Source organism: Neobacillus dielmonensis (assembly GCF_000612665.1).
Lineage (GTDB): Bacteria > Bacillota > Bacilli > Bacillales > Cytobacillaceae > Neobacillus > Neobacillus dielmonensis.
Genome location: NZ_HG942075.1, coordinates 21,484 through 47,669 on the forward strand (window position 1 = coordinate 21,484; position 26,186 = coordinate 47,669).

Below are 26,186 nucleotides of genomic sequence, written 5' to 3' on the forward strand. Positions count from 1 at the left end.
TTATGATTCCCATCCCACCAAGGAAATGAAATTACAAAAACAAAAGAGTGACATTATTATGCTTAAACTTGTCTATAGGTGGCATAATGATTAATGAACTTCTTTTTTGATTATAATTTCAACCTTGGCAAAAGGTTATAAATAGGCTATGACAAAAAGGAAGGTTGATTAATCACATTGGCATGCAACTACAAAGAAGGCTCATAGCTATACGCTATGGGTCTCCTTGCTTTTTGTCAAACCCTATAATCCTTAATATTAACTAAAAATCTGAAAGTGAAATCGATCGAATGAGCGTTCTCATAAATACCTATCCCATGGTTTGTGCTTCCATGCTGAGGTTATTCTTTTCTTATTTGCACTCTACAACACCACCTTTCTTTCTAACATCAATTGACCAACGTTTGATATATTCCTCTACTTCTTTACGAGGAAATAACCACTTCTTACCCACTCGTAAAGAAGGAAAATTCGGATTGGATATAAACAATTTTTCTACCGTTGGTCTGCTTAACGAAAGCATACTACAAAGCTCATTGACATCTATAAGCAACTTTTGTTCCTCAATTTCATCCACACGTTTACGTACTTCTTCCAAATATAATTTTTTTAATTCATCATCATTGACCGATATGTTTAACATTAGCGAACAATCCTTTCATCTTATGTTTACCTTTTGCAACCACACGTATATCATATCACTTCATGTTTTACTTTTGCAAATTACATTAAAAAAGATTTACTTTTGCAACCATTAGGATTAAAATAATATAAAGTGTTTAAAAAGAAAGAGGGGGAATGAGATTTGAACAAGTTTGGGGAAAAATTACGGCAATTAAGAAATGAAAAAAAACTTACCATTAGAAAACTTAGTGAGTTATCAGGGGTTGCACACTCCTATTTATCTCAAGTGGAAAATGGAAAACGAGGAATCCCAAAAGTAGATACGCTTGAAAAGATTGCTGCGGGACTTAATATTCCTTCTATTGATTTACTAGTACAAGCAGGATATATTGATCCAATTGATTTTATTAAAATAGAAAACGAAAAAGAAGATATAGAATGGTCACTAGCAGATCAAGAACAGGAGCCGTTCTCCCTTGATTATTTACTGGAATCCAATCATCCAATATTTTTTCAGGAAAGGCTTTTGACAAAGGAAGAAAGAGCAAAAATAAAAAGCCTTATAGAGATTTTTTTAAGGGATTAAAAGGGGAAAAGAAAAGATGGCTAATATAAGAAAATTATCAAGCGGAAAATATCAGGCACGTGTTCACAAGGATGGAAAATTAGTAAGCCTTGGGACCTTCAAAACTAAAAAGGAAGCTGAAATTGCAGCAGCAAAAGCTGAAGAAAGAAAATATTATAATCAAACTTTAACTGATAGAAATATGCCTTTTGAATATGTTGTGGAACAATGGTTGAAATGGAAAAGGCAATCAACAAAGGATTCAACCTTTAGGCAGCTTGAAGTGATTATAAGAAATCATGTAATGCCCCCATTCGGACATATGAAAATTGCAAAAGTGAATAGAAGCCACGTGAAAGATTGGCTTGCCAAATTTAATGAACTTGATGAAAATGGAAAGCAAAAATATTCAATTGGTTCAAGGCGCAAATATCTATCAGTTATTAAAAGTATTTTGTTCTATGCTGTGCAAGAACTTGAAGTGCTTGAAAAGAATCCAGCGGATAGGCTGAAGATTGAAGTACAGGATAATGTTGCTTTGAAAAAAGAAGATGAAAAGGTTAAATATTTTAGCCTTGATGAAATGAACCGATTATTGGACTTTTTAAGGACATACAAGCATCAAAGATTTCATGAATATAGGTTGTATTATATGTTGATTTTGTTCTTATATAAAACAGGTTTAAGGATATCTGAAGCCCTTGCATTAAGATGGGATGATATTGAAGAAAATCTGATTGATATAAAGAAGCAAACAAGCCGTGATGATAATAACAATGTAATTCTTACAACGTTAAAAAATGATACGTCATATAGAAAAATAAGCATTGATGAAGAAGTTATTCGTGAACTAAAAAAATTCAAGGCAAAGCAAAATGAATTGATTCTTGGAAATCCAAGATTCCGCAAAAACAGTGATGGAATTATCTTTCAAAATTATAATGGGCATTATCTCACACCATCTGTTATCCGTGAAACGATTCAAAAGTATCATAAGGCTTCAGGGGTCGAATATAGGGGCTTACATGCTTTCAGACACACACACGCTGTTTTGATGCTTGAATCAGGTGTAAGCCTGTTATATGTATCAAAACGATTAGGTCATAAAAATACCAAAACAACAAGTGAAACTTATTCGCATATCACGGAAAAAATCGAAAAAGATGAACTTGCAAAATTCGCTTCTTACACATTAAGATAAATATGAACTTGGCAAAAAGTTGGCACGAACCGAAATTTGGCACGTGCCAATCATAAGAAAAACCCTTGATTTACAAGGGTTTTTTCTTTGTTAACCAATAGAACCTTCCATCTCAAACTTAATCAAGCGGTTCATCTCAACAGCATATTCCATTGGGAGCTCTTTAGTGAATGGCTCGATGAAGCCCATTACGATCATTTCAGTAGCTTCCTGTTCAGAAACTCCGCGGCTCATTAAATAGAACAATTGCTCTTCTGATACCTTTGAAACCTTCGCTTCATGCTCAAGCGAAATGTTATTGTTTAAAACTTCATTGTATGGAATTGTGTCAGAAGTTGATAAGTTATCCATAATCAAGGTGTCGCACTCAATATTGGCACGAGCACCATCAGCTTTACGACCAAATGATACCAAACCGCGGTAAGTTGTTTTCCCGCCATGCTTGGAAATCGACTTCGAAACAATTGTAGAAGAAGTATTAGGTGCCAAATGAATCATTTTGGAACCAGTGTCCTGTACCTGTCCTTTGCCTGCAATCGCAATCGATAATGTTAAACCGCGAGCGCCTTCACCTTTTAGAATAACAGCAGGATACTTCATCGTTAACTTAGAACCGATATTACCGTCAATCCATTCCATCGTGGCATTTTCTTCACAAACTGCACGCTTGGTAACCAAGTTGTACACGTTGTTGGCCCAGTTCTGGATGGTTGTATAACGGCAATAGGCACCTTTTTTGATAATGATTTCAACTACCGCACTATGCAGGGAATTGGTTGTATAAACAGGCGCTGTACAACCCTCTACATAATGGACACTTGCGCCTTCATCCACGATGATCAATGTTCTTTCGAATTGACCCATGTTTTCTGAGTTAATCCGGAAATAGGCTTGCAATGGTGTATCAACCTTAATGCCCGGTGGCACATAAATGAAAGATCCACCAGACCATACAGCAGAATTTAAGGCAGCAAATTTGTTATCAGTCGGCGGAATTACCTTCGCCCAGTGCTCACGGAAGATGTCTTCGTTTTCTCTTAGAGCGGAATCGGTATCCTTAAAGACAATTCCCATTTCTTCAAGGTCTTCCTTCATGTTATGGTAAACAACCTCAGATTCATACTGTGCGGATACCCCGGCAAGATACTTTTGTTCTGCTTCAGGAATCCCAAGTTTATCAAAAGTTGCTTTAATTTCTTCCGGCACTTCGTCCCATGATTTCTCTGACTTTTCAGATGGTTTAACATAGTACGTAATTTCGTCAAAATTTAACGAATTCAAATCTCCGCCCCATTGTGGCATTGGCTTGCTGTAGAAAATCTCTAATGACTTCAAACGAAAGTCCAGCATCCATTGAGGCTCGCCCTTCATTTTGGAAATTTCTTCGACAATCTCACGTGTTAAACCGCGTTTTGAACGGAATATGGAAACGTCTTTATCGTGAAAACCATATTTATAATCCCCGATTTCCGGCATTTTTTTCGCCATCGTCGATTCCTCCCTTTCCTAAATGAACGGGACTATTAAGTGCCCCATTCATTTTTATTAATGTTGGCCGTCCTCTTTTAATCCTTTTTCCATGGCCTTCCATGCTAGGGTTGCACATTTTATTCTTGCAGGAAACTTAGAAACACCCTGCAACGCCTCGATATCACCTAAATCGAGATTATCGTCTAAGTCTTTTCCTTGCATCATATCTGAGAAGAGCGTTGCCATCTTTAACGCATCTTCGACTTTTTTGCCTTTAATTGCTTCTGTCATCATGGAAGCTGATGACATGGATATGGAACAGCCTTCTCCATCATACCTGGCATCCTTTACAATTCCTTCATCAACTTTCATCGTTAGTTGGATTCGGTCGCCGCAGGTAGGATTGTTCATATTAATCGTAAGACTGCTATCCTCTAGAACCCCTCTGTTACGAGGTTTTTTATAATGGTCCATTATTACTCTTCGATAGAGTGCATCTAAATTAGAAGACATCGCTGAAATACTCCTTTGTTTTGACAAGCCCTTCAACGAGTTTATCAATATCCTCTTCAGTATTATATAGGTAAAAGCTGGCACGTGCTGTTGCCGAAACCTGCAGCCATTTCATCAAAGGCTGAGCGCAATGGTGTCCTGCCCGAACTGCAATTCCTTCTGCATCTAAAACTGTTGCCACATCATGTGGATGGACATCGTCTAGGTTAAACGTCACCATGCCGGTACGCTTTGCTGGGTCTAGCGGTCCATAAATGCTGATCCCCTCAATCCCAGCCATTCTTTCCAATGCATAGGCAGCTAATTTATGATCATGCTCTGCTATTTTTTCCATTCCAACTTCATTTAAAAAGTCGATGGCTGCACCGAGACCAATCGCACCGGCGATGATTGGTGTACCGCCTTCGAATTTCCAAGGCAGCTCTTTCCACGTTGAATCATACAATTCAACAAAGTCAATCATTTCGCCGCCGAATTCAACAGGTTCCATGTTTTCAAGCAGGTGTTTTTTTCCATAAAGAACGCCAATGCCGGTAGGACCGCACATCTTATGTCCAGAAAAAGCAAGGAAATCACAATCCAAATCCTGAACGTCAATTTTCATATGCGGCGCGCTTTGTGCCCCATCAACGACCATTACTGCTCCATTTTCATGGGCAATTTGGGCAATTTCCTTTACAGGGTTAATCACACCGAGAACATTTGAAACCTGCATAACTGATACGATTTTGGTATTAGCCGTCACAGTGGCACGGACATCGTCTAATGAAATCGTTCCATCCTCTTGAAGCGGAATATACTTCAGTGTTGCGCCAGTACGTTTTGCAGCCTGCTGCCATGGAATAATATTACTATGATGTTCCATGTAAGTAATGACGATTTCATCGCCTTGCTTTAAGTTAGCCGTTGCATAACTGGCTGCCACCCAGTTCAGAGAAGTGGTCGTTCCTCTTGTAAAAATCACTTCTTGAATCGATTTGGCATTGATAAACTTACGGACTTTCTCACGAGCACCTTCATATGCATCGGTTGCCCTTGTACCTAATGTATGCACACCGCGGTGCACATTTGAATTATATTCTTTGTAATATTTTTCTATGGTCTCAATGACCCGTACAGGCTTCTGCGAAGTGGCTGAACTGTCTAGGTAAACAAGCGGATGGTCGTTTACTTCTTGGTGCAGTATAGGAAACTGGCTGCGAATATCTTGGATATTCATTTAACGCACTTTCCTTTCAATCACTTCAACCAATTGCTCTTTCACTTTTTCAATTGGCAATTCATTGACCACTGGGGCAAGGAAACCGTGTATCACTAACCGTTCTGCTTCCACTTTTGGAACACCCCGGCTCATTAAATAATAAAGCTGAACTGGGTCAACTCGTCCAACAGATGCAGCATGCCCGGCCATTACGTCATCTTCGTCGATTAGCAAACCAGGGTTGGCATCGCCGCGAGCTTTTTCACTTAGCATTAACACACGGGATGTTTGCTCTGAATCAGACTTTGAAGCGCCATGTTCAATTTTGCCTATTCCGTTAAAAATAATTGTCGCGCTATCTTTTACCACCCCATGGTTTAATATGTTACCTTGAGTATTACGGCCAAAATGAACGACCTTTGTGGTAAAGTTTTGCGTTTGATCTCCGCGTCCAACTGTCACGGTTTTGGTATCACCATAGGAACCATCCCCTAATAAATTGGTGGTGTTGTCAGAGATGGTATCTCCTTCATTCATTAATCCAAGAGCCCATTCGATGCGTGCATCTCTACCGGCAGCCCCGCGTCTGTTGACGTAGGTAGTCATGCCTTTCGCAAGGTGGTCAACAGCACCATATTGGATTCTGGCATTCGTATTAGCGATCGCTTCTGTTAAGATATTGACCAGCCCCGCTGACTCTTCAACGGTAGAAATATAGTTTTCAACATATACCACAGAACTATTATCTTCAGCGACAACCAAAACGTGGTTAAACAGATTAGCATTAGCATCATCATGTAAAAACACAGACTGAATTGGTTCTGTAATTTCTACATTTTTAGGTACATATAAGAATACGCCACCGTTAACGAGCGCTGCATGTAATGCAGTAAGGCGATGTTCATCAGCATTGATGGCCTGTGTCATATAATATTTTTTCACAAGGTCGCCATGCTCTTTTACTGCTGTCAATAAATCCGTAAAGATAACACCCTTTGCTTTTAGGTCCTCTGAAAGAGAAAGAAAAGCAGGGGTTTGGTTGCGCTGGATATATAAATTAGCGTTTGCAGCATTTACATCAATAAGAGCTTTTAAATTCTCTGGTAAACCTTCAATAGAAGAAAAAGATTCACTTTTAACAGTATGCTGATCAAATTGAGTAAAGTTCCATTTATCAATTTTCGTTTTATCAGGTCTTGGCATTGGCAGAATGTTTAACTGCTCAAGAGCTTTTAAGCGAAGCTCTTCAAACCAAGCGGGTTCACTGTTTTGCTTAGCAATTGAACTGACAAACCCTTTATCGAAAGGTAATTTTGTTTCGGTTGTCATGGTTATCCTCCTAACTCTACGCTTATGCTTCTTGCTCTACTGTTTCATCTTCAATTCCGAGCTCTTTTTTAAGCCCTTCATAACCTTCTGCTTCTAAGCGCTGTGCCAATTCAGGTCCGCCTGATGTTACAATACGGCCCTGCATCATGACATGTACATGGTCAGGAGTAATATAGTTTAACAAACGTTGATAGTGAGTAATAATTAAGCAGCCAAAGTCCTCGCCGCGCATTTGATTGACACCTTTCGATACGACTTTTAAGGCATCGATATCAAGTCCAGAGTCAATTTCGTCTAGAATAGCGATTTTTGGTTCAAGCATCATTAATTGCAGAATTTCGTTACGTTTCTTCTCTCCGCCGGAAAAGCCTTCGTTTAAATAACGCTGTGCCATGTCAAGATCCATTTCAAGGAACTCCATCTGTTTATCCATTTGACGGATAAATTTCATTAAGGAAACTTCATTTCCTTCACCGCGGCGAGCATTAATAGCAGAACGAAGGAAATCAGCATTCGTTACACCGCTGATTTCACTTGGATATTGCATAGCCAAGAAAAGACCAGCACGTGCACGCTCGTCAACTTCCATTTCTAGGACATTCTGCCCGTCCAAAGTGATGCTTCCACTAGTTACTTCATATTTCGGGTGACCCATAATGGCAGAGGATAAAGTAGACTTACCTGTTCCATTAGGACCCATGATAGCGTGGATTTCTCCACCCTTTATTTCAAGATTAACCCCTTTTAAAATTTCTTTCCCATCAATAGCAACGTGCAGATCTTTGATTGTTAAAGTTGATCCAGCCATTTTTATACCTCCGTATATGTTTAGTACGCTATAAAAAAAGAATCAATATGATTCTATTCTCAATCTATTCTCATTACAATCTTATAACAAATAGAATTTATTATCAACTTTTATGCAGTGAAAACTCGTGACTATTTTCACTCTGAATAGCCTAAATGAGAATAGATTTATTTTTAGGTGGGATTTAAAAAAACCAAATCCTATGTAACTACAATCTGTTAAAAATCATACCGCATTTTTCGTCATTAACCAAGAAAATCCTCAATAATTCCACATGTATTTTTTACCTAAACATAGTATTTAATGTACAAAGAAAGCAAAAGCCAGTGAATTCACTGGCTTTTGCTTATACTTTAGAATCATTATTCTGAAACCGGTACAACGGCACCTTTATACTTTTCAAGAATCCAATCTTGAATTTCTTTAGAGTGAAGCACCTCTACTAATGTTTTAATGGCCTCTTTGTTTTCATCGCCTTTACGTACGGCAATGACGTTAACATATGGTGAATTTTCATCTTCGATGGCAATGGAATCTTTAACTGGATTTAATCCTGCATCAATCGCATAGTTTGAGTTGATTAACACGGCATCGCCTTCATTGTTGTTGTAAATTTGCGGAAGAAGCTTTGCTTCATAGTTAGCATCAAATTTAAGGTTCTTTGGATTTTCCACAACATCTTTAACTTCTGCTTTTGTTTTATCAATGCCTTCTTTAAGCTTGATTAATCCTTGTGCTTCTAATAGTGAAAGAAGACGGCCATGGTCTGCTACAGAGTTGCTCATGATTAAGTGTGCGCCATTAGGAAGGTCTTTTAGGCTTTTGTATTTCTTGGAGTAAACTCCGATGGGTTCGATATGAATGCCGCCAGCGCTAACAAAGTCATAACCAAACTCTTTAATTTGTGCATTTAAGTAAGGGATGTGCTGGAAGTAGTTAGCATCCAATTCTTTAGAATCTAATGCTTTGTTTGGTAGTACATAGTCAGTAAAAGTTTTAATTTCTAAGTCAATGCCTTTTTCTTTTAAAATTGGTTTTGCTTTTTCAAGTATTTCAGCATGTGGGACAGTTGATGCCCCAACAACTAATTTAGTTGTTTTTTCATTATCCCCAGAAGATTTTTCCTTCTCCTCAGAAGTGCCGCAAGCTCCCAGTGTCAGCAGCACAGTTAAAGCAACTAATATCGAAAGTATCTTTTTCATTTTCATGATCTCCTTTTATCTTTTATCTATTTTTGAAGTGATGAAATCACCAATAAATTGAATGACAAAAACAATGATAAGAATAATGACTGTGGCCACAAAGGTGACGTCGTTTTGGTTCCGCTGGAAGCCGAGATTATATGCTAGATTCCCCAGGCCGCCTGCGCCAATCGCTCCAGCCATTGCCGTGTATCCCACTATTGCGATACCTGTAACCGTTATTCCAGATATAAGTGCTGGCAATGATTCAGGCAGAAGCACCTTCCAGATTATCGTACCTGTGGTCGCTCCCATAGACCTTGCCGCCTCAATAACACCTTTATCAATTTCCCTTAGGCCGATCTCCACTAACCTAGCGTAAAACGGTGCCGCCCCAATGATTAAAGCCGGAAGGGCAGCCGTTTCTCCAATCATGGATCCTACTAAAAAGGTAGTAAAAGGAATTAATAAGACGATCAGGATAATAAACGGAATAGACCGGAAAATATTTACTACAGCACTTATGACTGTATTTATTGGTTTGTTTTCCCACAGGTTTCCTTTAGATGTCAAAAATAGCAGCATTCCCAACAAAGTCCCGAGGATAAAGGTAGCCACAACCGAAATGGCTGTCATATATAAGGTTTGTTTGGTTGCTTCCCACATGACCAGCCAATCGACATTCTCAAGCCATTTACCACTGTTATCCATTGCTGACCACCTCCACTCCAACTTGCTGGGAACGGATATAGTCAATCGCTTTATTGACTTCCTCTTCTGCCCCATCAAGGTGAATGAATAACGTCCCGTAAGAACCACTTCGGGTCTGCGAAATTTTGCCTTGAAGGATGTTGGCTGTGACATCATGATTACGTATTAGGTTTGTGATCAGCGGCAGTTCGGCAGATTCGCCAATAAAGGTCAACTGCACCACTTGCCCCGAATGGTATCGTGATAGCAAATGTTCAACCGTTTCATTTGTTTCCTCCGGCTCAGTCACCTGTTTAACAAACCGCTTGGTGATCGGCTGCTGTGGATTTTTAAACACATCCAACACCGAACCCAGTTCCACGATTTTGCCACTTTCCATCACGGCTACCCGATGGCAGATTTTTCGAATCACATGCATTTCGTGGGTGATTAGCACGATGGTTAGCCCAAGCCGCTTATTAATATCAACCAATAAATCCAAGATAGAGTCGGTTGTTTGCGGATCAAGCGCGGAAGTTGCTTCATCACAAAGCAGCACTTTAGGGTTGTTAGCCAGAGCCCTCGCGATTCCGACCCGTTGCTTTTGTCCGCCGCTGAGCTGTGAAGGGTAAGCATTTTCTCTTCCTTCAAGACCCACCAGCTTAATTAGCTCTGCGACCCGTTGCTTTCTTTGAGGTCCGCTTACTCCGGCAATTTCAAGTGGAAAAGCAATGTTATCACTAACCGTCCTTGACCAGAGTAAATTAAAATGTTGGAAAATCATGCTGATTTCCTGGCGAGCCTTCCTAAGCTCACTGCCCTTTATTTTAGATATTTCCCGTCCTGCTACCGTAACGGTTCCTTCTGTTGGTAGCTCAAGACCATTCAACATGCGAATCAAGGTACTTTTCCCGGCACCACTGTATCCGATGACCCCAAAGATTTCGCCGTCCTGGATATCTAGGTTGACGTGATTTACCGCAGTTAAATCCTTCTGCTTTGAGGGGAAAATTTTACTGACGTTCTTAATGGATATCATTTAATCACCTACTTCAACTTAAATATAGGATTTAACAGTAAAGGATACTTTATTAGAAAAAATAAAAGCCTTTCTGCGCAGGCAGAAAGGCATGAAAAATTAAAATCCTTTCTCCCATCTCTCAAAGCCAATGCTTTGTGTGAATTGGCACCATTTCAATAAATTGACGGTTGCCGGGCTTCATCGGGCACATCCCTCCACCTCTCTAGATAAGAGCAATCCTATATTCAATTTAATTTAAATTCATTTCTGAAATTTAATACAAAAGCAATGCTATCACTGAAAAAAGCAGGTGTCAATAAAAATATTCTATCCTTTTACCTATTTACTTGTGGTAAAATTAGGCATTTGTTTTTAAAGAGGACAAACCTGTTGCCGCTTCTATGGCTTGCTCTAAATCTTCAATCAGGTCTTCGGCGTTTTCAATTCCAATCGATAGCCGGATTAGATCCTCTGAAACACCGGCAGCTTTTAGTCCCTCAGCATCCAATTGCTGGTGAGTGGTGCTTGCCGGATGAATGATTAAGCTTTTTGCATCCCCAACATTGGCAACATGTGCCCATAGGGAAAGAGAATTGATCAGTTTCGCTCCCGCTTCTTTACCACCCTTAATGCCAAAAACAACCATGGAGCCAGCACCTTTTGGCATGTACTTTTTCGATAACTCATAATCAGGATGTGAGGGATGTCCTGGATAGGAAACCCAATCAACAGCAGGATGATTTAATAAATAATCGACGATTTGCTTCGTGTTGGCAACATGCTCTTTCATCCGGACATGCAGGGTTTCAAGGCCGAGAGTGAACTGAAAGGCATTTTGCGGACTTAATGCCGGTCCAAGGTCACGCAGCAGTTGAACACGAGCTTTGATGATATAGGCAGCCGCACCCAAAGCTTCAGCGTAGACAAGGCCATGGTAGCTTTCATCCGGAGTGGTAAAGCCCGGGAACCGTGAAGAATTCCAGTCGAACTTACCGCCATCTACGATAATACCGCCAGTGGTGGTGCCATTCCCTAACAGCCACTTGGTTGCGGAATGCACCACAATATCGGCCCCATGCTCAATTGGCCGGCACAGGTATGGGGTAGCAAATGTGTTATCAATAATGAGCGGCACTCCAGCTTCATGGGCGATTTCCGCCACTTTTTCGATATCCAGTACCCTCAGACTTGGGTTACCGATTGTTTCAGCAAAGACCGCTTTTGTTTTATCCGTGATGGCCTCTCGGAAGCTCTCGGGATTTTCCCCATCAACAAATTTCACTTTAATACCGTATTTCGGTAACGTAACGGCAAATAAATTATATGTTCCGCCATATAGGTTAGCTGCCGAAACGATTTCATCCCCAGCTTCTGCAATATTGAGAATGGCCAGTGTGATGGCCGCCATGCCGCTCGCTACCGCAAGTGCTCCAACTCCGCCCTCTAATAAAGCAACACGGTCTTCAAATACCGTTGTGGTAGGATTATGAATCCGAGTGTATATGTAACCAGGCTCCGATAAGCTGAACAGGTTAGCCGCATGTTCGGTATTTTTAAATTGATAGGCATTGTTCTGATAAATTGGTACCGCTCGAGCTCCCGTCACCGGGTCCGGAGATAACCCTCCGTGGACACTGAGTGTTTCCAACCGATATTTTTTCTGATTTTCTCCCATTGTTCTCTCTCCTCTCAATCACTTTCTTATAAAAAAACACCCCCAGTTCGCAAGAAGAGGGGGGCGTCTCTTCTTATCTTTCAGAGCAAGTGCTCTGCTGGAATTAGCACCGTGTGTCATACCGGTTGCCGGGCATCACTGGGCCAGGTCCCTCCGCCTCTCTTGATAAGAATTTGTATATGAATGTCATAATCTCTTGAATGTTTAAAATTATCTTACATGATGTCTAATTCCGAGTCAATACCTATGATTAAATTATTTTTGCGAGCTGCGGGTCTGCTTTTACCAAATAAAACAGTGATTCCAACATCAGTGTTGTGCGTAATGGGGCTGTCACTTTTAATGCGCCATTTTTTTGGAGAATCCGCAGTTTTTCTTTTCCTTCAAACAGCAAGGTGAGGGCAGATTGGTGGCCGCTAATTGTAACGTTCGGTAGATTGTCTTTTTCGGCCTCAATGGAGATTGCCCCGTTTTTTATTTTCAGCAAGATGGTTTGCTGTTCACTGTTAATTTGCAACTGAATATCTGCTTGTTCTATCAAGGGTAATATATCTGTCCGCCCTCTAACGATTAGTAAAAAGGTGTTAATGACATCTAACATAATCACCACTCCGATCTTGTCTCTTTATCATTACTATTCAGCAATTGCCGAGGAATTCCTTTTAAAAAGACTCGACAATTCTTGTAACAGTATTAAGAATTATGTCGGATTCAGAAAATATTCATATTTTTGCCGGGGAATTTTAAGTCTTTTTTGTAAAATATAGTTAGCATATTTAAAGGAGGTACAAAATGGAGACATTTATGAAACAGCGGCCTGTTCCGAAGGAGTTAAAGATCCTCCGGGCACTAAAGCCCCGAATAGTTTTACCGGAAAAAGACCGCAAGCGTTATGTGAATTTGGAGAAAGGTTATGAAGGGGAAGTGATGTTTGATGCTAGAGCGGAAGAGCTTGCAACCGATCGGTATATCCTGAATGATTTGTTGCTGGTTCCTTTCAAATTGATTCAACATTTATAACCCAAGGGACGCTTTCTTTATACGAAGTCAAAAATTATGAAGGTGATTATTTTTATGATCCTGAAACAGATAAATTTACTTCCCGGTATAATCAAGAAATAACGAATCCCCTCCACCAAGCCGAGCGCTGCGAGATTTTGCTTCGGCAACTGCTGCATTCTAAAGGACACAAGGTGCCAATCCAATACTTCGTCGTTTTTATTAATCCAGAATTTACGCTTTATCTTCCAAAGCCTCACAAATCGATTATCCTCCCAACACAGGTAAACCCTTTTATTCGCAAATTGGCTGCGACACCTGCCAAGTTGACTGCTTCTGATAAAAAGCTTGCTGATTTATTAATGTCTCTGCATAAAGAAGAAGACCCATATTCTCGTTTAACTTTTTATGATTTCTCTATATTGGAAAAAGGGATTGTAAGTTCATGTTGCCGGTCATTAGCTATCGTAATTTCCGATGGGTTTTGCACTTGTACAAAGTGTGGCTACAAAGAAGAGATTGATTCTGCTGTTTTAAGGAGCATTGAAGAGCTTAGATTGCTGTTTCCTGATTTAATAATTACAACAATTGGGGTTTATCAGTGGTGTGGGGAAACCGTCTCGAAAAAGACTATTAGAAGAGTTTTGAAGCAAAGTAGCAATACATTCATAAATAAAAGGAGATGGTCCTATTTTGAGTAAACAACTTCTCTTAGTTACCGCGTGGCACGCATTTTCTCCTTCGCGGGCATTTAGAGCCCTTCTTAGTTACTGTGAGACCCTCATTTTCACCTTTGCGGGCATTTAGAGCCCTTCTTAGTTACCGCGTGACCCGCATTTTCTCTTTCGCGGGCATTTAGAGCCCTTCTTAGTTACTGCGAGACCCGTATTTTTTCCTTCGCGGGCATTTAGAGCCCTTCTTAGTTACCGCGTGACCCGCATTTTCTCTTTCACGGGTATTTTAAACTTCTCCATTGACTGCCGTCATTATGCTTTTTTAGTTAGTTTTTTCAAATAAATTATAAAAAGCAGATGCCCCTCGAGCATCTGCTTTACTAATGAAAATTCTGCTGAATTCGTTCCAATAAATAAGGAATTGAATGAAATGCGTATAAGGTTTCAATGACCTCTCCCTTTTTTACAAACAGCAGGCAAGGGACGCTTTCAATCCTAAATTGCTCTGCCAAGTCCGGGTAAAAGTTCAGGTTCATTTTTCCCATTTCGGTATTCACCAGTTCCTCGACTACTCGGAGCATCTTACCGGCTAACTGGCAAGTCCCGCACATTGGAGTATAAAAATAAACTAATCCCGTCCCCTTATCATCGAAGAACAATTCCAAGTTATTTCGATTCCATTCATTCATACATCATAATCCCATTTCTAAAAATTCCTTGTGGACGTCAATATTTGCGCCCAATAACACAGTTGCCAGATGCTGCACTGGGGCCGTTGCCACCTCGCGATACATCCGGTCAATATATAAATGCTCTGCATTCGGAAACTCGCGTTTAAACAACTTGCGGAGCTTCTCACCCGATTCATCCGCATCCACCAGTATATAAATATCCTTGTCTTCAAGGAGATCAATCCACTCATCCAACTTGGAATGACTAATTGTTCCGTTCGTGCAAATTATGTCCAATGGCTCTTTGATAATGCTCATTACTTTGTTTTTATCTGATTTTCCTTCGACAATAAGAACTTTGTCAACATACGCATCATTCATTTCCATCACCTGTAAAAGAAGTGGTTTACTGTTAACATATTCGAAAAGATATATTATCGTGTGCCTTCTTCTAAGTATGTTAACTATATCATTATTGTCTGGTAAAAAATAGGATTTTGCTCAGACTAGCACCAGCCACCATCATCACAGTCTGTATATTTTGCATCACGGCCCTCGGTTACCGTAACATGCTGATAAATTTTATTCTGGTCCACTTCAAAATGATGTGACAATTCAGCATCAAGGTTCTCTTGCAACTTAATCTTGCCAATTGACTCATTATCCAAAAACAGCTCTATTTCACCATTTCGCAGCTTCCCGACAACCTGATTCGTTACATCCTTCTTCTGTTGTTTTAACACCATTTTTTCCACCTTCCTAAAGCATGTTTATCCTTAGGTTTCCCAGAATAACTGGAGAAAACGTGGAAAATAAAGCCTATCAACGGCAAAAGAAAAAAGCGCCTAAAAGGACGCTTTTCTCAAGGGCAGGGTTATTCTTCGTTAATCATTGCCTCATATTGTTCAGGAGTTAGCAGTTGGTCAATTTCGCTGGTGTTAGCTGGCTCTATGACAATCATCCATGCCTTTTCGTATGGAGATTCGTTGACAAATTCTGGGCTGTCATTTAACTCCTCATTCACTTCCACAACTTTGCCGCTTACTGGAGCATATAGCTCGGATACCGTTTTAACAGACTCTACACTTCCGAACGGTTCGTTTGCTTTTAATTCCGTACCGGCCTCAGGAAGCTCAACGAAAACAATGTCTCCTAATTCATGTTGGGCAAAATCGGTAATTCCAATACGGACGCGGTTTCCTTCCACTTTTACCCATTCATGTTCTTCAGAAAAACGTAAGTCCTTTGGTACACTCATTGGTTGATCCCTCCATTATAAATAAGATATCTAAAACGATATCTAAAAATAACCATCGTTATTGTAACCAGTTTTTTTCAAACTCTTCTTCCTTAAAACCTAAAGTGACCTTGTTTCCATCTGTTACAATTGGTCGCTTGATTAGCATCCCATCGGAGGCAAGTAAATCGAGCAATTCATCTTCAGAAGCGGTCTTGAGTTTGTCCTTTACACCAAGTTCACGGTATTTTAAACCGCTCGTATTAAAAAACTTTTTCAGTTCCAATCCGCTTTTTTGATAGAACTCTTGTAGCTTCTCTCGGGATGGCGGATTCTCCACAATATGTATAGCCTCATATGACAGTTGATGCTCATCCAGCCACTTCTTAGCGTTTCGGCATGTGCCACACTTCGGATACCAGTAAAACGTCAAAGACAATTCGTTCACCGCCTTTTACCTTTTATCACCTACAACACTAAAATCTTACCACAACGATTTGCAAATTCCTATTCAACAAAACTTGTTCTATGATTATTTTTCGACAATATCATTAAAAATCCCTCTATTCAAAATGAACAAAGTCCCTTTCACATGGAAAGGGACCGTAATCAATTAAACGATGTAGCGTTCAGCTTCGATTAATACATCAGCTGCTTCGCGTTTCTTAGCAATTACATTAATTGGTGTATGGCGGGTAAATTTGCGCAATGAAGTCAACATCATTCTTAATGTGTCGCCTTGCTCAACGGCTACTAGAGATTCTTTGGCAATCGCCTCAATATTATTAAAAGCTTCTTGGCAGAAAATTTGTGTGTAAAGAAGCTTTTGTTTATTTTTATCTAATCCATCTTTGGCAATCGCTTTTTCCGTCCGCAACACAACAGATTCCATAGCATAGACAAAGGATGTAATATCGGCAATGTTAGCCAAGACTTCTTGTTCTTGCTCTAGCTTTTTGCCATATTTCTGGGCAGCAAGACCTGCTGCAAGTAAGGTAATTTTCTTGGCATTTCTTACAAGATATTTTTCTTGTGCCAGCGGCTCATCGCCTGGCTCTTCTGGCATCATCATCATCAACTCTTCTTGAAGTGCCATTGCTTTTTGGAATAGTGGAAGCTCACCTTTTATTGCCTTTTTCACAAGTGTGCCAGGAACAAGCAGGCGGTTGATTTCGTTTGTTCCTTCAAAAATACGCTGAATGCGGGCGTCACGGTAGGCTCTTTCGATTGGATACTCCTGCATAAAGCCGTATCCGCCGTGAATTTGCACGCCTTCATCCACAACATGAGCTAATACTTCACTGGCGAAGAATTTATTGAGCGAGCACTCAATTGCATATTCGGCAATAGAATTAGCCAGTTTCTTAATGTCTTTTGTTTCTTCTGTTGAAAGCTTGCCTTGGTTTTCTTCATATAAACCGATTGTCCGGTAAACAGAGCTTTCAGCAGCATATATTTCGGATGCCAGTGTACCGAATTTTTCTTTTGTTAAATTGAATTGTGAAATAGGTGTTTTAAACTGCTGACGGCCATTGGCATATTTAATCGTCATTTCAAGAGCTTTTTTAGAACCGCCGACAGCACCGACAGCTAGCTTATAACGACCAATATTTAAGATGTTAAAAGCAATGACGTGGCCTTTGCCGATTTCACCTAATAGGTTTTCTACAGGCACAGGGACATCTTCTAAAATAAGTGTGCGAGTAGAGGAGCTCTTAATCCCCATTTTCTTCTCTTCAGCACCAGTCGATACGCCAGGAAGATCACGGTCAACAATGAACGCTGTAAATTGTTCGCCGTCAATTTTTGCATAAACAACGAAAACATCAGCGAAGCCAGCATTGGTGATCCATTGTTTTTCACCGTTTAAGATGTAGTGTGTGCCTTCTGCATTCAATTTAGCTGTCGTTCTAGCGCCAAGTGCATCTGAACCGGAACCTGGCTCGGTCAATGCATAAGCTGCTAATTTTTCACCAGAAGCAAGCTTTGGAAGGTAGCGTTTCTTTTGGTCCTCGTTTCCGAAAAGAACGATAGGCAGGGAACCTATTCCTACATGAGCGCCGTGGGACAGGGCAAAACCGCCGCCGCCAGCCATTGCTTCAGTAATAAGAGAAGAAGTAACTTTATCTAAACCTAATCCCTCGTACTCTTCTGGAACATCGGCTGCTAAGAGGCCAAGTTCTCCAGCTTCTTTTAGAAGTTTAACCGTAATGTCAAACTCATGGTTTTCTAATTTTTCAAGCACGGGCTGGACTTCTTTTTCAACAAAATCTTCTGCCGTTTTGGCAATCATTAAATGTTCTTCAGTGAAATCTTCTGGAGTAAACAGTTGATCGCACGTAATATCCTCAACTAAAAAGCTTCCGCCTTTGACAACTTTTTTTGTTTCTGTCATGAATAATTCCTCCTAATTTATTTAGATTGGGGCGCTCCTCAGAGGAACACCCCTCCAGGCTTACAATAATTCAAATACGCCAGCGGCACCCATTCCGCCGCCAATACACATGGTGACCACACCGAATTGCTGTTGTCTGCGTCTTAATTCATGAAGAAGTGTTAAGGTCAGCTTCGCTCCCGTACATCCTAGCGGATGACCTAGAGCGATGGCACCGCCATTGACATTGACTTTCTCCTCATCCAGTCCCAATTCGCGAATGACTTGAATAGATTGGGAAGCAAAGGCTTCGTTCAATTCAAATAAATCGATATCGGAAACCTCGAGTCCAGCAAGCTTCAATGCTTTTGGCACGGCTACGATTGGTCCAATTCCCATTACTTCAGGCGGCACTCCGCCAACGGCAAAGGATCTGAATCGAGCTAATGGCTTCAAACCAAGCGATTCGGCTTTTTCTCGGTCCATGACCATCACAGCTGCAGCACCGTCACTTGTTTGCGAGGCGTTACCCGCTGTTACGGAGCCTGTTACAGAGAAGGCCGGGCGCAGTTTGGCTAACGTTTCCAGGTTGGTGTTCGGACGAACCCCTTCATCCTGTGAAAATTGGAATGTTTTTTCAACCAGCTTGTTGTCCCTTCCAACCGAGCGGATGGTCACGTCAACCGGGACAATTTCATCTACGAATTTCCCTTCTTGAATCGCTTTATAGGCGCGCTGATGACTTCTTACTGCAAAGGCATCCTGTTCTTCACGGCTGATGCCATATCTTTTTGCCACTTCTTCGGCTGTATGCCCCATTCCCATATAATATTCGGGAGCTGTTTCTACTAATTTTGCATTTGGCCGAAGTACGTGTCCGCCCATTGGCAGCAGGCTCATCGATTCAACCCCGCCAGCGATTGCCGTATCGGTATGGCCCAACATGACGCTTTGCGCTGCATAGGCAATGGCCTGCAGGCCGGAGGAACAGAATCGGTTTACCGTGATGGCGGGAACTGTATCAGGCAGTCCTGCAAGGGCCCCAATATTTCTGGCTACGTTCATCCCCTGCTCAGCTTCTGGGGTGGCACAGCCTATGACTAAATCATCGATATTTCCTTCGTAATTTCCGGCACGCTTCAACGTCTCCTTCACGACCAATGCACCGAGGTCGTCAGGACGGACCGCCGCAAGCGATCCTTTTTTCGCTTTGCCGACCGGGGTTCTTGCACCGGCAACGATTACCGCTTCTCTCATGAAAGTTCCCTCTCTTTCTATCATGTTTAAAAAATACAAATCTATTTTTCAAAAGGGGCAATTTACTGCCCCTGACCTGACCTAGTTTCTTAACGGTTTGCCTTTTAACAGCATGTGCTGCATCCGCTGCTGTGTCTTCGGCTCACGGATTAAGCTTAGGAATGCTTCTCTTTCGAGATCCAATAAGTACTGCTCATCGACTTCAGTGCCATATGGGACCTTACCGCCGGCAATGACATAGGCAATCTTTTTAGCAATTTTCATATCGTGATCGGATAGATATCCTGAAAGCCGCATTCCTTCCGCGCCTAACAGCAGGGTTGCATAACCTGGTTCACCAACAACAGGAACTTTTCGGCGTACTCTTGGTTTATAGCCTTGTTCATGTAAGGCAAGTACAGCTTGCTTGGCATCATATAGCTGATGATCGCTGTTGATGCTGATTCCATCAGCAGCACTTAAGAAATTATTATCCCGTGCTTCTGCTGCTGAAGTGGAAACCTTAGCTGTAGCAATCGTTTCAAATACTTTGTTGGCGACTGCCTGCAGGTCAACCTGCACTCCGTTTGGAAGGCCTTCTAAGTGTTTAATATATAATTCTTTGTTTCCACCGCCGCCCGGAAGCAATCCAACTCCAACTTCGACAAGACCCATGTAGGTTTCGGAGGAAGCTTGGATTTTGGATGCTGGCAGACATACTTCCGCACCGCCACCGAGTGTCATGGAAAATGGTGCTGCAACCACCGGCTTTGAGCTGTATTTTACTTTCAGCATCGCACTGTGAAGCTGGCGTACAACCATATCGAGCTCGTCATAATTGTCGTCTTGGGCTTCCATCAGCATCATTGCCAGGTTAGCACCGACACAGAAATTTTTGCCTTGATTACCAATAACCAAGCCTTTATAATTCTTCTCTACTTCATCAATGGCAAAGTTAATCATTTGAATCGTATCGAAACCAAGCGCATTGTTAGGGGAATGGAATTCAAGCAGCGCTACACCGTCGCCAATATCAATAAGGCTCGCACCGCTGTTCTTTTTAATAACCCCTTTTTGCTTTTTAAGCTTTTTAAGATCAATGACTTTTGGATTAAATTCGACCAGCTTGTATTCACCGTGATCGTAGAAGTAAAGCTCACCATCTTCTTCTTTGTAGAAGGAAGTAAAACCTTTTTCCAGCATTTCTAAAACCCAGGCTGGAACATCTATACCCGATTCCTGCATTTTTTGGACTGACTTTTCTATACCAATCGCATCCCATGTTTCAAATGGACCCATCTCCCAGCCAAAGCCCCACTTCATAGCGCGGTCGATGGCGACGATATCATCAGCGATTTCGCCTAACAGCTTTGCTGAGTAAACGATATTTTGCGTAAATGTAGTCCATAAAAATTGTCCAGCCTTATCATTTGCATAAACAAGCGCCTTCAATTTATTGGCTGTACCTTTTTCTTGCTTGGCAAGCTCAATGGAAGGTGCAGACAGTTTTTTACGAGGGCCATATTCTAATGTATTTGGATCTAGTTCTAAAATTTCCTTGCCTTTTTTCAAAAAGAATCCTTGGCCAGTTTTGCTTCCCAGCCAGCCATTTTCAATCATCTTATTTAAAAATTCCGGTACCTTAAAGACTTCTTTTTCTTCGCCTTCAACCTTTTCGTATACGTTGCCGGCGACATGATAGAACGTATCTAACCCGACTACATCCAATGTTCGGAAGGTAGCACTTTTTGCACGGCCGATCAGCGGGCCTGTAATCGAATCAACTTCACCTACACTTAGCTCGGCTTTCATCATCTCTCGAACAGTGACAAGAAGACCATAGGTACCGATGCGGTTCGCTATGAAGTTTGGTGTATCTTTTGCTACAACTACTCCTTTACCTAATACATCTTCACCAAAGGTTTTCATAAAGGATAGAACTTCCGGGTCTGTGTATTGAGTTGGGATTACTTCAAGCAATTTTAGGTAGCGTGGTGGATTAAAGAAGTGTGTGCCAAGGAAGTGCTTTTGAAAGTCTTCGGAACGGCCTTCCACCATTGCTTCCACTGAAATTCCAGAGGTGTTGGAGCTTATAATACTTCCAGGTTTCCGGAATTGGTCTACTTTCTCAAATACTTGTTTTTTTACATTTAGGTTTTCAACCACCACTTCGATTACCCAGTCGACATCTTTCAGCTTAACTAGGTCATCCTCCAGGTTGCCTGCTTCAATTAGGGCAATATTTTTCTTTGATGTCAGGGGTGCAGGCTTTTGCTTCAATAGTTTTTGAATATTGGCGGCACTGATACGATTGCGTACCTGTTTGTCCTCCAAAGTGAGTCCTTTTGCCGCTTCTTCTTTTGTCAATTCCCGTGGAACAATATCGAGCAGCAGTGTCGGAATACCGATATTGGCCAGATGGGCAGCAATTCCTGATCCCATTACGCCGGATCCTAGTACAGCCGCTTTTTTAATTAGTTGGTTCAACATTGTCTCCCCCTTCAGAATTTTTGAATGAATACTCATTCATTTTTTACTTAAAAAAAATAAGCTGAATGAGTTTTACTACTAATAACTATAAAATATTTCAAAAAATTGTGCAATCGGTAAATGTGGAAAATTGAAATTTTTTTGACAAATGCAAGAAAAGCGGAAACGCTCCGGTCAGCGCCGTATGAGCTGGAGGGCTCCAACTCTGATAAGTGAAAGCTCGCTGACTGGCAACCCGTTAGGCGAATGCAGAGGCGTAGTTAGTTGAACTTATGTGTTCGGAATTTTTGAGAAAAAAACTCCTATTTAGCTAAAGGAAACACGAAGAGCAGAAGGTGCATTCGTACTTGACTTATCGTAGGACGGAGACCGAAGGACGCTAGGGCGTTCCTCGAAATAGCTATCGCTTTTTCTTCGTGCAATTCTAAGCTGCCAAGCTTCCCTTGGTGCAGGACAATTCTTAAAGTCAATATATAAAGTCCAATAGTAATGGGCAATCTACAAGATGAGGTGATAATAATGGCGAAAATGAAGAAGAACCCTTCTAAAGCTGGGGTTAGTGCAGCCAGTGTGAAAGGGAATGCAGGTCCTGGCCGTGAAGCAAGCGGTGTCGATAAACAAAACAGCCAAAACAGTCAGTATAAACGCTAAAAAAACAGGCTGGGATGCCTGTTTTTATTTTTTCTGTTGATTTCGATGTTGTTCATTGAGGACCTTAATTTCCTGGATTAGCTCCTTCATTTCAGCTCTGGCATCCGGATAAAGCGCACTCCAATGACTGATTAACGCCGGCATGGTTTTCGCAATATGCGTATAAAGCGCCCAAGCTTTTACCTTTTGTACTGTTTCTTTATCTGCTTTACCAACTAATAATTCACTATATTTTTCGAGTAATGCCTCGAATTGCTCAACAAATTGATCTTCCATGGTGCCACCTTCCATCCCTATGCAGTTGTCGAAAACATATATTTTTTATAATGGTAACGGATTGAGAAGATTAAGCCCAGTCCCATCATATTCCCCATTAAGGAACTTCCTCCGTAGCTTATAAACGGCAGCGGAATCCCTGTGATTGGCAAAACGCCAATGGTCATCCCGATATTTTGGAACACGTGGAAGGTAATCATGCTGATTACGCCGACACAAATATAGGTGTAAAATTGATTTTTGGTTTCCATGCCTACTTTGGTAATATGGTATATCAATAGGAAGAACAAACTAATCAGCACACTGGCGCCAATAAATCCATATTCCTCGCCAACAATACTAAAAATAAAGTCTGTTTGGCTTTCTGGCAGATACACTTCACGGTTGCCAAAACCTTTTCCGCTTGTTTGGCCCGATCCGATAGCCAGCATTGACTTCGTTAACTGAAACCCGGTTGAGCTTTGGTAGTTATACGGATCAAGCCAGGAATAAATCCGCCCGAACATATACTGCTTTACACCCAAATATTTTTCCAGCACATCAGGCTGCCATAATACAAAATAAAAAATTGTGGAAACAAGGAGGATGCCGGCAGAAAAAATTGGCACTAGCAGCTTCCAAGTAATTCCCGAGATAAAAATCATGCCTAATAAAATGGCTAAAAACACGAGTGATGTTCCCAAGTCCTCTTTAATAACCAGTACCAATGGGCCGAGAGTAACCAATCCTAACTTTATTAACAGCCAGAAATCAGTTTGAACCGTTTTTAACAAATTTTTTTGCTGGTGATCCTCTATAACCCGTGACAAGGTTAAAATCAGGAATACTTTCACAAATTCCGATGGCTGGATCGTCCCAACCCCGGGAAGCCGAAACCAGTTTTTTGCCCCATTGATTCTTGGTGCAATCGATTCAGGCGCAAGAATCAACAAGATCAGGAGCACAAGCCCCAATCCATAAGCGTACCAGGAGATTTTCCGGAGCTGGTCGGAATCCAATGTCATTACTCCTGCGATAATGCCACAGCCAACACCATACCAGGCAATTTGCATAATTAAAAAATTACGGTCATATTGCCCAGTTGTCTGGGCACTATAAATCGCTAGACAGCTTGCTAAAAACAGTAATAATACTATGAGAACGAGACTATAATCCAGTTTGGAAGTTGTCGTTTTATTGGAAGTCATGTGAAGTCTCCACCTTACATTAAACTTGTACATTCCTTCATTATATTTTTTTACAAACAAAATCACAACTTCAAAAAGGCCTATGGATGGAATTACATATTAATGGAAGTTCCCTCCATGGCATAACACACCTTATATAACCTCTTTTTTGAAATATAATTTTTCCACTTCTTCTGCCATCCAATTCAAATTGTTAGGCACCTGTGGCAAGCCATATCCGATGTATAGCGGTGTAGTAACAAATCGGGGAACAATTTTTGCATAAATCTTTTTACTTACATGATAAAAAAATACATTATAACTCGAAGCCTTAAAAGGAAAATGGTTCAATATATAATGGACTGCTGTTTGTAGGTATTCAGCAAACTTTGGCTGATAAAGGTTGTCTTCCATACTAATGTTAAATTCATAGAATCCCACCTTTGGTTTGCTTGATAATGTAAACCTAACACCCTCTTCATAGGCAATCTGGATTCCTTCAAACATATCTTGCACCACATGTTCCATGTAGTCGAGGTCTTTTAATCCGACAATCTGCATATGTGGATGGGCAATTGTGCCTCCTGATAACGGGCCGTGATTTTTGAAAAAGATAACCGAGCGATATTCTCCCTTTTGCTCCATTTCCAGCCAATGTCGGATGCCAAATTGAATCAGTCTATGCAGGTGCTCTTTTGTGTAAGTCGATAATTCAGCATGACAATCGTCAGTTTCAATAAGTACCGTTTGATACGCATTTTCTAATACTGGATATTTATTTTTCAATAGAATAATTGGGCCGTCGACTTCAATTAAATCTGTCAGTTTATCCGTTTCACAAAATGGACATGCCGTCTGTTTGTTACGATAGTTCTCAGGTTTTTTGACACCAATAGCTGTATTAAAATGAAGATGTTTATTTTCCAAACCCGTTTCTCCCCTCAAATGCGTATATTTCTATTTTATGGCAGGCCTTACCGCGATTGCACCTTTTTTGTTCTAATAGACTTCAATTTTAATTGACCGATTTTGAAGCAGTTACCTAAAATTGAGAGATGTACATGATTTTGTAAATGATGGCATATTTTTATCATAGGACAGACTGCCAAAAAATTGGAGAATGTGAGGGAAAGTATGTTAACGAAACTAGAAGCATTTATCCTTGGGATCATTCAGGGGCTGACAGAGTTTTTGCCGATTTCCAGCACTGGTCATCTATATCTCGGGAGAAACTTATTTGGATTGCAGGAAGCAGGACTTTTGCTGGATACCATGCTTCATGTCGGAACGCTGCTTGCGGTATTTGTTTTTTACAAGGATGAATTTATTAAGATTATCAAAAAGCCATTCAGTAAATTGACTTTTTTATTAATTGTTGGAACGATACCCGCTGTCATTTTTGGACTTGCCTTTAAAGATTATATTGACGAAATCTCCAAAACTGGTGTGACAATTGGCTGGGAATTCTTAGTCACTGGTTTATTCTTGTGGCTCGCGGATTCAGCAAAAAACGGTTATAAGAAAATGGATGATATCAGCTACAAGGATGCTTTCGTGATTGGAACATTTCAGGCAGTTGCCATCATGCCAGCGATTTCCCGGTCAGGGATGACCATTGTTGCCGCTCTCTGGCGAAAACTAGACCGTGAGACGGCAGCCTATTTTTCGTTTCTCTTATCCACTCCAGCGATTGCCGGTGCAATTGTCCTGCAAGCAAAGGATTTGTTAGGCGGCGGCGGAGAGGAAATTTCCTTGTCAGCGTTGCTGGTGGGAATTATTTCTTCTGCTTTCTTCGGTTATGTGGCTGTCAAATGGATGGTCGGCTATTTGAAGAAGCATTCATTAAAGCCGTTCGCCGTCTATGTCTGGATTTTGGGTCTTGTCGTTTTATTCTTCCAATTCACCGGTAAATTCTAATGGCCATTTCAGTTGAAATTTGGGTAAACGAAAAAACGGCTCGAACAACTAGTTCGAGCCGTCAGATTGTCGAGAAAGGTTATTTTTCTCGGCAATTTTTCATTTTACTTGAATTAAAATATGATTTTTAGAATTGATTATCGCCTGCAATGGGGCCTATTGATTTCCGCTCCAGGTGCTTCGCTTTCCGCGGGCGTGCCGGGGAGCCTCCTCGGCG

General features: G+C 41.0%; 28 protein-coding genes, 1 pseudogene and 2 riboswitches. Of the genes and pseudogenes, 7 read left to right on the top strand and 22 right to left on the bottom strand.

Translation table 11 applies throughout. The features are described from left to right. Positions 1-352 precede the first annotated feature (352 nt). Positions 353-643 carry a helix-turn-helix domain-containing protein gene (locus BN2425_RS16470; protein WP_042461759.1) on the bottom strand — a complete coding sequence of 97 codons (291 nt, stop codon included), beginning with the start codon at positions 641-643 and terminating at the stop codon, positions 353-355. Between the two features lie 162 nt (positions 644-805). On the opposite strand from BN2425_RS16470, the gene BN2425_RS16475 reads away from it, so the two are divergent. Beyond that, a complete protein-coding gene (locus BN2425_RS16475) occupies positions 806-1,210 on the top strand; it encodes a helix-turn-helix domain-containing protein (protein WP_052352914.1) in 405 nt (134 codons plus the stop codon). A gap of 16 nt (positions 1,211-1,226) precedes the next feature. Further along, positions 1,227-2,390: a tyrosine-type recombinase/integrase gene (locus BN2425_RS16480; RefSeq protein ID WP_042461761.1), complete on the top strand. Its 1,164-nt coding sequence runs from the start codon at positions 1,227-1,229 to the stop codon at positions 2,388-2,390. Positions 2,391-2,480: 90 nt separating this feature from the next. Here the strand turns inward: BN2425_RS16480 and sufB are convergent, their stop codons facing one another. The 10 genes from sufB to BN2425_RS16530 all read right to left on the bottom strand — a co-directional run bounded on the left by sufB (position 2,481) and on the right by BN2425_RS16530 (position 12,879). Beyond that, positions 2,481-3,878 carry a Fe-S cluster assembly protein SufB gene (gene sufB / locus BN2425_RS16485; protein WP_042461763.1) on the bottom strand — a complete coding sequence of 466 codons (1,398 nt, stop codon included), beginning with the start codon at positions 3,876-3,878 and terminating at the stop codon, positions 2,481-2,483. Positions 3,879-3,935: 57 nt separating this feature from the next. After that, positions 3,936-4,373, bottom strand: a complete 438-nt coding sequence (sufU, locus tag BN2425_RS16490; protein WP_042461765.1) for a Fe-S cluster assembly sulfur transfer protein SufU — start codon at positions 4,371-4,373, stop codon at positions 3,936-3,938. Beyond that, complete coding sequence (locus tag BN2425_RS16495) at positions 4,363-5,592, bottom strand: cysteine desulfurase (RefSeq protein WP_042461767.1); 1,230 nt, start codon at positions 5,590-5,592, stop codon at positions 4,363-4,365. Before BN2425_RS16495 ends, sufU begins: the two co-directional genes overlap by 11 nt. Beyond that, positions 5,593-6,903 carry a Fe-S cluster assembly protein SufD gene (sufD, locus tag BN2425_RS16500; protein ID WP_042461769.1) on the bottom strand — a complete coding sequence of 437 codons (1,311 nt, stop codon included), beginning with the start codon at positions 6,901-6,903 and terminating at the stop codon, positions 5,593-5,595. A gap of 22 nt (positions 6,904-6,925) precedes the next feature. Continuing rightward, on the bottom strand, positions 6,926-7,711 hold the full coding sequence (gene sufC, locus BN2425_RS16505) for a Fe-S cluster assembly ATPase SufC (protein WP_042461771.1): 786 nt from the start codon (positions 7,709-7,711) through the stop codon (positions 6,926-6,928). Between the two features lie 362 nt (positions 7,712-8,073). Beyond that, complete coding sequence (locus BN2425_RS16510; protein WP_042461773.1) at positions 8,074-8,913, bottom strand: MetQ/NlpA family ABC transporter substrate-binding protein; 840 nt, start codon at positions 8,911-8,913, stop codon at positions 8,074-8,076. Positions 8,914-8,928: 15 nt separating this feature from the next. Continuing rightward, the gene (locus BN2425_RS16515; RefSeq protein WP_042461775.1) at positions 8,929-9,603 is read right to left on the bottom strand and encodes a methionine ABC transporter permease; all 675 of its coding nucleotides are present in this window, start codon (positions 9,601-9,603) and stop codon (positions 8,929-8,931) included. Continuing rightward, complete coding sequence (locus BN2425_RS16520) at positions 9,596-10,621, bottom strand: methionine ABC transporter ATP-binding protein (RefSeq protein ID WP_042461777.1); 1,026 nt, start codon at positions 10,619-10,621, stop codon at positions 9,596-9,598. The genes BN2425_RS16515 and BN2425_RS16520 overlap by 8 nt, the downstream gene beginning before the upstream one ends. Positions 10,622-10,732: 111 nt before the next feature. Continuing rightward, positions 10,733-10,837, bottom strand: a riboswitch (SAM riboswitch). A gap of 124 nt (positions 10,838-10,961) precedes the next feature. After that, entirely contained in the window at positions 10,962-12,278 is a 1,317-nt protein-coding gene (locus BN2425_RS16525) for an O-acetylhomoserine aminocarboxypropyltransferase/cysteine synthase family protein (RefSeq protein ID WP_042461779.1), read from the bottom strand. A 70-nt stretch (positions 12,279-12,348) separates the two neighbouring features. Beyond that, positions 12,349-12,450, bottom strand: a riboswitch (SAM riboswitch). Between the two features lie 78 nt (positions 12,451-12,528). Beyond that, positions 12,529-12,879 (bottom strand): SCP2 sterol-binding domain-containing protein, encoded by a 351-nt coding sequence (locus tag BN2425_RS16530; RefSeq protein ID WP_042461781.1) that lies wholly within the window; start codon positions 12,877-12,879, stop codon positions 12,529-12,531. 191 nt (positions 12,880-13,070) lie between these two features. On the opposite strand from BN2425_RS16530, the gene BN2425_RS22320 reads away from it, so the two are divergent. The 3 genes and pseudogenes from BN2425_RS22320 to BN2425_RS16535 all read left to right on the top strand — a co-directional run bounded on the left by BN2425_RS22320 (position 13,071) and on the right by BN2425_RS16535 (position 13,978). Next, positions 13,071-13,298, top strand: coding sequence for a hypothetical protein (locus tag BN2425_RS22320; protein WP_052352915.1), 228 nt, complete (start codon positions 13,071-13,073; stop codon positions 13,296-13,298). Continuing rightward, a pseudogene (locus BN2425_RS23560) lies at positions 13,295-13,441 on the top strand (nuclease-related domain-containing protein); the annotation flags it as partial. The gene BN2425_RS22320 and the pseudogene BN2425_RS23560, both read left to right, overlap by 4 nt. 30 nt (positions 13,442-13,471) lie before the next feature. Next, the gene (locus BN2425_RS16535; RefSeq protein ID WP_052352916.1) at positions 13,472-13,978 is read left to right on the top strand and encodes a hypothetical protein; all 507 of its coding nucleotides are present in this window, start codon (positions 13,472-13,474) and stop codon (positions 13,976-13,978) included. Between the two features lie 353 nt (positions 13,979-14,331). On the opposite strand, the gene BN2425_RS16540 is transcribed toward BN2425_RS16535, so the two are convergent. The 8 genes from BN2425_RS16540 to BN2425_RS16575 all read right to left on the bottom strand — a co-directional run bounded on the left by BN2425_RS16540 (position 14,332) and on the right by BN2425_RS16575 (position 21,959). Next, the gene (locus BN2425_RS16540) at positions 14,332-14,640 is read right to left on the bottom strand and encodes a thioredoxin family protein (RefSeq protein ID WP_042461783.1); all 309 of its coding nucleotides are present in this window, start codon (positions 14,638-14,640) and stop codon (positions 14,332-14,334) included. 3 nt (positions 14,641-14,643) lie between these two features. Continuing rightward, positions 14,644-15,003 carry a toprim domain-containing protein gene (locus BN2425_RS16545; protein WP_042461785.1) on the bottom strand — a complete coding sequence of 120 codons (360 nt, stop codon included), beginning with the start codon at positions 15,001-15,003 and terminating at the stop codon, positions 14,644-14,646. A 125-nt stretch (positions 15,004-15,128) separates the two neighbouring features. Further along, positions 15,129-15,368, bottom strand: a complete 240-nt coding sequence (locus tag BN2425_RS16550; RefSeq protein WP_042461787.1) for a YusG family protein — start codon at positions 15,366-15,368, stop codon at positions 15,129-15,131. Between the two features lie 128 nt (positions 15,369-15,496). Continuing rightward, entirely contained in the window at positions 15,497-15,880 is a 384-nt protein-coding gene (gene gcvH, locus BN2425_RS16555; RefSeq protein WP_042461789.1) for a glycine cleavage system protein GcvH, read from the bottom strand. A gap of 58 nt (positions 15,881-15,938) precedes the next feature. Further along, entirely contained in the window at positions 15,939-16,298 is a 360-nt protein-coding gene (locus BN2425_RS16560; protein WP_042461791.1) for an arsenate reductase family protein, read from the bottom strand. 174 nt (positions 16,299-16,472) lie between these two features. Further along, complete coding sequence (locus BN2425_RS16565; RefSeq protein ID WP_042461793.1) at positions 16,473-18,254, bottom strand: acyl-CoA dehydrogenase family protein; 1,782 nt, start codon at positions 18,252-18,254, stop codon at positions 16,473-16,475. A gap of 60 nt (positions 18,255-18,314) precedes the next feature. Then, a complete protein-coding gene (locus BN2425_RS16570) occupies positions 18,315-19,490 on the bottom strand; it encodes an acetyl-CoA C-acetyltransferase (RefSeq protein ID WP_042461795.1) in 1,176 nt (391 codons plus the stop codon). Between the two features lie 81 nt (positions 19,491-19,571). Next, entirely contained in the window at positions 19,572-21,959 is a 2,388-nt protein-coding gene (locus BN2425_RS16575; protein ID WP_042461797.1) for a 3-hydroxyacyl-CoA dehydrogenase/enoyl-CoA hydratase family protein, read from the bottom strand. 519 nt (positions 21,960-22,478) lie between these two features. Here BN2425_RS16575 and BN2425_RS16580 point away from each other — a divergent pair. Then, entirely contained in the window at positions 22,479-22,610 is a 132-nt protein-coding gene (locus tag BN2425_RS16580) for a YuzL family protein (RefSeq protein WP_074433077.1), read from the top strand. A gap of 24 nt (positions 22,611-22,634) precedes the next feature. Here BN2425_RS16580 and BN2425_RS16585 read toward each other — a convergent pair whose 3' ends face one another. The 3 genes from BN2425_RS16585 to BN2425_RS16595 form a co-directional block, all read right to left on the bottom strand. After that, the gene (locus BN2425_RS16585; RefSeq protein WP_042461799.1) at positions 22,635-22,886 is read right to left on the bottom strand and encodes a DUF2573 family protein; all 252 of its coding nucleotides are present in this window, start codon (positions 22,884-22,886) and stop codon (positions 22,635-22,637) included. Positions 22,887-22,903: 17 nt separating this feature from the next. Continuing rightward, positions 22,904-24,073, bottom strand: a complete 1,170-nt coding sequence (locus BN2425_RS16590) for an FtsW/RodA/SpoVE family cell cycle protein (RefSeq protein WP_042461801.1) — start codon at positions 24,071-24,073, stop codon at positions 22,904-22,906. A 132-nt stretch (positions 24,074-24,205) separates the two neighbouring features. Continuing rightward, positions 24,206-24,979, bottom strand: a complete 774-nt coding sequence (locus tag BN2425_RS16595) for a DUF4931 domain-containing protein (protein WP_042461803.1) — start codon at positions 24,977-24,979, stop codon at positions 24,206-24,208. A gap of 207 nt (positions 24,980-25,186) precedes the next feature. Here BN2425_RS16595 and BN2425_RS16600 point away from each other — a divergent pair, with 207 nt between their 5' ends. Further along, positions 25,187-25,969 (top strand): undecaprenyl-diphosphate phosphatase, encoded by a 783-nt coding sequence (locus BN2425_RS16600; RefSeq protein ID WP_042461805.1) that lies wholly within the window; start codon positions 25,187-25,189, stop codon positions 25,967-25,969. Positions 25,970-26,186 lie beyond the last annotated feature (217 nt).

Excerpts from the sequence above, each read along its gene's own strand:
- sufD (WP_042461769.1), bottom strand. The coding sequence starts at position 6,903 with ATGACAACCGAAACAAAATTACCTTTCGATAAAGGGTTTGTCAGTTCA.
- BN2425_RS16570 (WP_042461795.1), bottom strand. The coding sequence starts at position 19,490 with ATGAGAGAAGCGGTAATCGTTGCCGGTGCAAGAACCCCGGTCGGCAAA.
- BN2425_RS16515 (WP_042461775.1), bottom strand. The coding sequence starts at position 9,603 with ATGGATAACAGTGGTAAATGGCTTGAGAATGTCGATTGGCTGGTCATG.
- BN2425_RS16590 (WP_042461801.1), bottom strand. The coding sequence starts at position 24,073 with ATGACTTCCAATAAAACGACAACTTCCAAACTGGATTATAGTCTCGTT.
- BN2425_RS16495 (WP_042461767.1), bottom strand. The coding sequence starts at position 5,592 with ATGAATATCCAAGATATTCGCAGCCAGTTTCCTATACTGCACCAAGAA.
- BN2425_RS16520 (WP_042461777.1), bottom strand. The coding sequence starts at position 10,621 with ATGATATCCATTAAGAACGTCAGTAAAATTTTCCCCTCAAAGCAGAAG.
- BN2425_RS16550 (WP_042461787.1), bottom strand. The coding sequence starts at position 15,368 with ATGGTGTTAAAACAACAGAAGAAGGATGTAACGAATCAGGTTGTCGGG.
- BN2425_RS16545 (WP_042461785.1), bottom strand. The coding sequence starts at position 15,003 with ATGAATGATGCGTATGTTGACAAAGTTCTTATTGTCGAAGGAAAATCA.
- BN2425_RS16585 (WP_042461799.1), bottom strand. The coding sequence starts at position 22,886 with ATGGAAGATCAATTTGTTGAGCAATTCGAGGCATTACTCGAAAAATAT.
- BN2425_RS16540 (WP_042461783.1), bottom strand. The coding sequence starts at position 14,640 with ATGAATGAATGGAATCGAAATAACTTGGAATTGTTCTTCGATGATAAG.
- BN2425_RS22320 (WP_052352915.1), top strand. The coding sequence starts at position 13,071 with ATGGAGACATTTATGAAACAGCGGCCTGTTCCGAAGGAGTTAAAGATC.
- BN2425_RS16565 (WP_042461793.1), bottom strand. The coding sequence starts at position 18,254 with ATGACAGAAACAAAAAAAGTTGTCAAAGGCGGAAGCTTTTTAGTTGAG.
- sufC (WP_042461771.1), bottom strand. The coding sequence starts at position 7,711 with ATGGCTGGATCAACTTTAACAATCAAAGATCTGCACGTTGCTATTGAT.
- BN2425_RS16530 (WP_042461781.1), bottom strand. The coding sequence starts at position 12,879 with ATGTTAGATGTCATTAACACCTTTTTACTAATCGTTAGAGGGCGGACA.
- BN2425_RS16580 (WP_074433077.1), top strand. The coding sequence starts at position 22,479 with ATGGCGAAAATGAAGAAGAACCCTTCTAAAGCTGGGGTTAGTGCAGCC.
- BN2425_RS16525 (WP_042461779.1), bottom strand. The coding sequence starts at position 12,278 with ATGGGAGAAAATCAGAAAAAATATCGGTTGGAAACACTCAGTGTCCAC.
- BN2425_RS16575 (WP_042461797.1), bottom strand. The coding sequence starts at position 21,959 with ATGTTGAACCAACTAATTAAAAAAGCGGCTGTACTAGGATCCGGCGTA.
- sufU (WP_042461765.1), bottom strand. The coding sequence starts at position 4,373 with ATGTCTTCTAATTTAGATGCACTCTATCGAAGAGTAATAATGGACCAT.
- BN2425_RS16470 (WP_042461759.1), bottom strand. The coding sequence starts at position 643 with ATGTTAAACATATCGGTCAATGATGATGAATTAAAAAAATTATATTTG.
- BN2425_RS16480 (WP_042461761.1), top strand. The coding sequence starts at position 1,227 with ATGGCTAATATAAGAAAATTATCAAGCGGAAAATATCAGGCACGTGTT.
- BN2425_RS16510 (WP_042461773.1), bottom strand. The coding sequence starts at position 8,913 with ATGAAAAAGATACTTTCGATATTAGTTGCTTTAACTGTGCTGCTGACA.
- BN2425_RS16600 (WP_042461805.1), top strand. The coding sequence starts at position 25,187 with ATGTTAACGAAACTAGAAGCATTTATCCTTGGGATCATTCAGGGGCTG.
- sufB (WP_042461763.1), bottom strand. The coding sequence starts at position 3,878 with ATGGCGAAAAAAATGCCGGAAATCGGGGATTATAAATATGGTTTTCAC.
- gcvH (WP_042461789.1), bottom strand. The coding sequence starts at position 15,880 with ATGAGTGTACCAAAGGACTTACGTTTTTCTGAAGAACATGAATGGGTA.